The following is a 4,762-nucleotide window of genomic DNA, read 5'->3' as shown; positions in this document are numbered from 1 at the left end:
GCCCGCCGACACGCCCGCCCCGCGCCGCGGCCCCGGCCGGCCGCGCGACCCCGAGGTGGAAAGGCGCCTCAAGCGCGCGGCGCTGGAGGTGCTGGCCGCCCACGGCATGTCGGGCCTGACCCTGGAGAAGATCTGCGACAAGGCCGGCGCCCCGCGCGCCACCTTCTACCGCCGCTGGGCCACGCCGATGCAGGCGGTGGGCGAGGCCTTCAACGAGGCCTTCCTGTTCGCCACCCTGCCTGACACCGGCGACGTCGTCACCGACCTCGTCGCCCTGGGCCAGGCGATGATCGACCTCTACAACGACCCGGTCGTCGGGCCGTGCATGAGCTTCCTGATCGCCGAGAGCCGCGTGCGGCCCGAGCTGTTCCACGGCGCCAGCGACGACTTCCAGCGCCGCCGGGCCTACAACCGCCAGGTCGTCGAGCGCGCCGTCGAGCGCGGCCAGATCGGCCCGGAGATCGATCCCGACCTGGTCATCGACGTCATCAGCGGCCTGGCCATGAACAACCAGGCCACCCGCCGCCCGCTGACGCCCGAGATGCTGGAGTTCGTGGTGAGGCGGCTGCTGGGCCTTTGATCCCTCTCCCCTTGCGGGAGAGGGAGGGGCCCGCGCCGCAGGCGTGGGAGGGTGAGGGGTCGAAAGCCCTCACCGCCGCGACAGCTGACAGGCCGGGTGCAGCCGCCAGGTTCTGAGAGACCCCTCATCCGGCGGCCTTCGGCCGCCACCTTCTCCCGCAAGGGGAGAAGGATCGTCTGCACCCATCTTGAAAACAAACCAACCAAGCGGTATGTTGCAAGCCTCACCACTGAGGCCCGCCCGTGTCCATCCCCGCTTCCGCCTACGCCATGCTCGCCGCGGCCATCGCCGCCGAGGTGGCCGGCACCACCTTCCTGCAGAAGTCGGAGCAGTTCACCAGGCTGGTCCCCACCCTGGCCATGGCCGGGCTCTACGCCGCCGCATTCTATTTCCTGTCCCAGGCGCTCAGGCACGTGCCGCTCGGCGTGGCCTACGCCATCTGGGGCGGGGTCGGGATCGTGCTGACGGCGGTGATCGGCGTCGTGCTGTTCCGCCAGAAGCTCGACGCGCCGGCCCTGCTGGGCATAGGCCTGATCGTCTCCGGCGTGCTGGTCACCCAGCTCTTCTCGCGCAGCGTGGCCCACGGATGAACACCACCGCCTACAACCGCCCCAAGCAGCCCGAGCAGGTGCGCCGCGCCCTGCTGGACGCCGCCGTCGCCCTGGCCGAGGAGCAGGGCCTGGGCGGGATCACCGTCCAGGCCGTGGCCGACCGCGCCGGCGTCACCAAGGGCGGCCTCTTCCACCACTTCGCCAGCAAGCAGGCCCTGATCGACGCCGTGTTCGACTTCATGCTCGAACAGATGGACGAGGCGCTGGACCGGCTGATGGCCGACGACGAACAAGGCCAGGGGGCCCACGGCTGCTTCACCCGCGCCTATGTCGTCTCGACCTTCGAGTGCTGCGACATGGCGCTCAGCGGCCAGGCGCTGTCGATCTCGATGGTCACCGACCCGGCCCTGCGCCGCCGCTGGCGCGACTGGATCGACGCGCGCCTCGTGCGCCACGCCGCCACCGACCTCGACCCGCGCCTGCACGTCGTCCGCCTGGCCGCCGACGGCTACTGGTTCGCCCGCGTGCTGCACGACGGCGATCCGGGCAGCGAACCGCCGCAGGCGCTGCAGGACCGCCTCATCGCCATGACCCGGGAGAACTGACATGACCTTCTTCCGCACCCACTGGGCCCTGCTGGCCACCGAGCCCTCGCCGCCGGCCGAGGCCCCGCCCGCGCCGCCCACGGACACCCCGCCGGTCGAGGCCGAGGAGCCCCCGGCGGCCGCCTAGGCGCCGCGCAACAACAGCTTGCCCGACCGGGGATCGGTGAAGGTCACGTTCTCGGCGGCCTTGATCCGCCAGGCGCCGCCCTGCTCGACCAGCACCGCCATCAGCAGCGTCTCGACCGCGTGGACCCCGGCCGGATGAGCCTGGCTGGTCGTCAGGTGCGACCAGAAATGCACCACCGCCACGCCCGGCGCGATCAGGTCCACGGCGTGCAGATCGTTGGCCATGACCGAGCCGCGATAGACGGTCTCGTGGATGGTCCGGTGCAGCTCGACGATCTCCTCCAGCCCGCGCCTGAAGGTGGCGAAGCGGTTGACGAAGGTCGCGTCGGCTTCGAACAGGCCGCCGAGCGCTTCCATGTCGTGGGCGTTCCAGGCGGCCTCGAACGCCGCCGGCAGATCTTCAGGCCGCTGCATGGCGCCCTCCCCGTCATAGCGCGGCGAGCATACTCCTCCCCCGTGCAACGGGGGAGGTGGCGCGGCGCCATCGGCGACGTGGCGGAGGGGGCGAGGGACAGAGCGCCGAGTGCGCCGCCGCCCCCTCCACCGCTTCGCGGTCCTCCTCCCCCGTTTCACGGGGGAGGAGAAGGAAAACCTAGAACAGAACCCCCTTCTCCAGCAGGCCGTGCACGCCTTTCTCGCCGTTGACCGTCTGGGTCACGCGGAAGTCCACGGCCAGGGAGCAGAACTGGTAGGCCTGCACGCGGGTCAGGTTCGAGCGCGACACGATGAAGTCGATCATCCCCCGCAGGGCCTGCTTCATGGCCAGATCCAGGTCCTCGTTGAAGCCCATGATCACGTAGTGGGTCGGGGTCTCGGCCCGCGGCCAGGTGGCGACACCCAAGTCGGCGGCCTTGTGCAGGATGAAGGTGAAGGTCCCGGTCAGGCCCATCTCCAGGGCGTTGACGCAGACCTCGCCGTCGCCCTGGCGACCGTGGCCGTCGCCGGCCGAGAAGTTGGCGCCCGGAACCCAGACCGGCAGGAACAGGGTCGCGCCCGCGCCCAGTTCCTTGTTGTCCATGTTGCCGCCGTGCTCGCGCGGCTCGCGGCTGGACAGCCGCCCGTATTTCGCCGGCGGGGCCACGCCCATGGTGCCGAAGAACGGCCGCAGCGGCAGCTCCGGCCCCCACTGCGGCTTGCAGACCCCGCGCGCCTTGTCGACGGCGATGTGGCTGACATAGCGGTCAGGGAAATCCTCCGGCAGCGTGCCGGCCAGGGGCCGCACGGCGCAGTAGCCCCAGTCGTTGTTGGGCTCGACCGCCTCGATGCGCACCTCCAGCGTGTCGCCCGGCTCGGCTCCGGCGATGGCCACCGGGCCGGTCAGGATGTGCGGGCCGATCCGGTCCAGCCTGGCGTCGTGGATCGCCTGCAGGGCCGGCGGGATGGCCAACCACGACTCCGCGCCCGGCATCACCTCGGGCCCACCCGACACGCAGTCGAAGGTGACGCTGTCGCCCGGCTGGATGGTCAGGACGGGGTCGAAGGCCGCGTCGAAGATGCCGAAGCGGACGGTCTGCGGCGTGGAGGACAGGTGGTGGTGCATGGCGACGGCGGAACCGGAAACGAAGAAACGGCCCTCAGTCTCCGGCCGCATCGGCGCGGCGGCGAAGCGGCGCGACCATCGACACGGCCGCTTTCGCCATCCTGCCTGCCCGCTGGGCGCCGCCTGCACGGCCCTCGCGCATCCGGCGGGCGATCAATCCTTCCTAGCCCCTTGAAACGTCTGGCCTAGCGGCGTTATCGTGGGATCGCTATGAAGTATCTAATTACTTTCTAGCGTGAGTGACTTCCCATGTCGGGCGGCGATCTGTCGGCCTTCCAAAACCTCTCCGACGCCAAGGTCGCCGCCTATCTGGACTCCCGCAGCGCCGAACTCGGCCTGCGCATTCCCGAGAACTGCCGCGCCGGCGTCGCCGAGAACCTCGCCCTGCTTCGCGATCAGACGGCCCTGTTCTGCGACGCGCTTGGGGGCCTGACCGACGCGGACGCGCCGGCCGAGCCTTTCACGCCATGAGTTTCGACACCGCCCAGGCCGTGACCCGCGCCGTGCGCGAGGGTCGCACCACCGCCCGCGAACAGGCGCAAAAGGCCATCGCCGCCGCCAGGGCCGAGCCGTTCAACGCCTTCACCGCCGTGTTCGAGGACGAAGCCCTGGCCCAGGCCGACGCCGTCGACGCCGCGCTGGCGGCCGGCGCCGATCCCGGCCCGCTGGCCGGCGTCCCCTTCGCGGTCAAGAACCTGTTCGATGTCGCCGGCCATACGACCCTGGCCGGCAGCAAGATCCGCCGGGGCGCCGCCCCCGCGACCGCCGACGCTGCCGCCGTCGCCCGGATGAAGGCCGCCGGCGCGGTGCTGGTCGGCGCGCTGAACATGGACGAGTTCGCCTACGGCTTCGTCACCGAGAACGCCCACGACGGCCCGACCCGCAATCCGCACCATCCGGCCCGGATCGCCGGCGGCTCGTCGGGCGGCTCGGCCGCCGCCGTCTCGGGCGGGCTCCTGCCGCTGACCCTGGGGTCGGACACCAACGGCTCGATCCGCATCCCCGCCGGCCTGTGCGGCGTGTTCGGCCTGAAGCCCACCCTGGGCCGGCTGTCGCGCGCCGGGGCCTTCCCCTTCGTGCACAGCCTGGACCACATCGGCCCGTTCGCCCGCACCGCCGCCGACCTCGCTTTGGCCTATGACGCCTTGCAGGGCGAGGACCCGCTCGACGACCTGGCGCCGCCGCCCGCCGATCCCCTGTCCGCGCGCCTCGACGCCCTGGCCGACCAGCCCCTGCGCGTCGGCGTGCTGGGCGGCTGGTTCCAGCAGGGCGCCTTCCCCGAGGTGGTCGAGGCGCTGGAGATCGTCGCCGACGCCCTCCAGGCCCGGCGCGGCGTCGAACTGCCGGGGGCCAAGGCCGC

Annotated in this window: 8 protein-coding genes; 6 read left to right on the top strand and 2 right to left on the bottom strand. The window is 71.6% G+C overall.

The window, feature by feature from the left end:
• The 4 genes from DMC18_RS06395 to DMC18_RS27155 form a co-directional block, all read left to right on the top strand.
• The coding region (locus DMC18_RS06395) for a TetR/AcrR family transcriptional regulator (protein ID WP_110132779.1) at positions 1–580 on the top strand (580 nt) is incomplete at its 5' end.
• A gap of 269 nt (positions 581–849) precedes the next feature.
• Positions 850–1,170 carry a multidrug efflux SMR transporter gene (locus tag DMC18_RS06390; protein WP_110121727.1) on the top strand — a complete coding sequence of 107 codons (321 nt, stop codon included), beginning with the start codon at positions 850–852 and terminating at the stop codon, positions 1,168–1,170.
• A complete protein-coding gene (locus DMC18_RS06385) occupies positions 1,167–1,736 on the top strand; it encodes a TetR/AcrR family transcriptional regulator (protein WP_110132778.1) in 570 nt (189 codons plus the stop codon). Before DMC18_RS06390 ends, DMC18_RS06385 begins: the two co-directional genes overlap by 4 nt.
• A 1-nt stretch (position 1,737) precedes the next feature.
• Complete coding sequence (locus DMC18_RS27155; RefSeq protein WP_255580284.1) at positions 1,738–1,863, top strand: hypothetical protein; 126 nt, start codon at positions 1,738–1,740, stop codon at positions 1,861–1,863.
• Here DMC18_RS27155 and DMC18_RS06380 read toward each other — a convergent pair.
• On the bottom strand, positions 1,860–2,276 hold the full coding sequence (locus DMC18_RS06380) for an SgcJ/EcaC family oxidoreductase (protein WP_110132777.1): 417 nt from the start codon (positions 2,274–2,276) through the stop codon (positions 1,860–1,862). The two genes, DMC18_RS27155 and DMC18_RS06380, sit on opposite strands and share 4 nt — an antisense overlap.
• Positions 2,277–2,454: 178 nt before the next feature.
• Positions 2,455–3,402, bottom strand: coding sequence for an acetamidase/formamidase family protein (locus DMC18_RS06375; RefSeq protein ID WP_110121724.1), 948 nt, complete (start codon positions 3,400–3,402; stop codon positions 2,455–2,457).
• A gap of 249 nt (positions 3,403–3,651) precedes the next feature.
• Here DMC18_RS06375 and DMC18_RS06370 point away from each other — a divergent pair, with 249 nt between their 5' ends.
• Together DMC18_RS06370 and DMC18_RS06365 are read left to right on the top strand one after the other, a co-directional pair.
• A complete protein-coding gene (locus DMC18_RS06370; RefSeq protein WP_110121723.1) occupies positions 3,652–3,873 on the top strand; it encodes an AtzG-like protein in 222 nt (73 codons plus the stop codon).
• The coding region (locus DMC18_RS06365) for an amidase family protein (protein WP_255580283.1) at positions 3,870–4,762 on the top strand (893 nt) is incomplete at its 3' end. The genes DMC18_RS06370 and DMC18_RS06365, both read left to right, overlap by 4 nt.

This window comes from Caulobacter sp. D5 (genome assembly GCF_003185805.1).
Taxonomy (GTDB): Bacteria; Pseudomonadota; Alphaproteobacteria; order Caulobacterales; family Caulobacteraceae; genus Caulobacter.
This window is presented reverse-complemented; position numbering and strand designations above follow the sequence as displayed.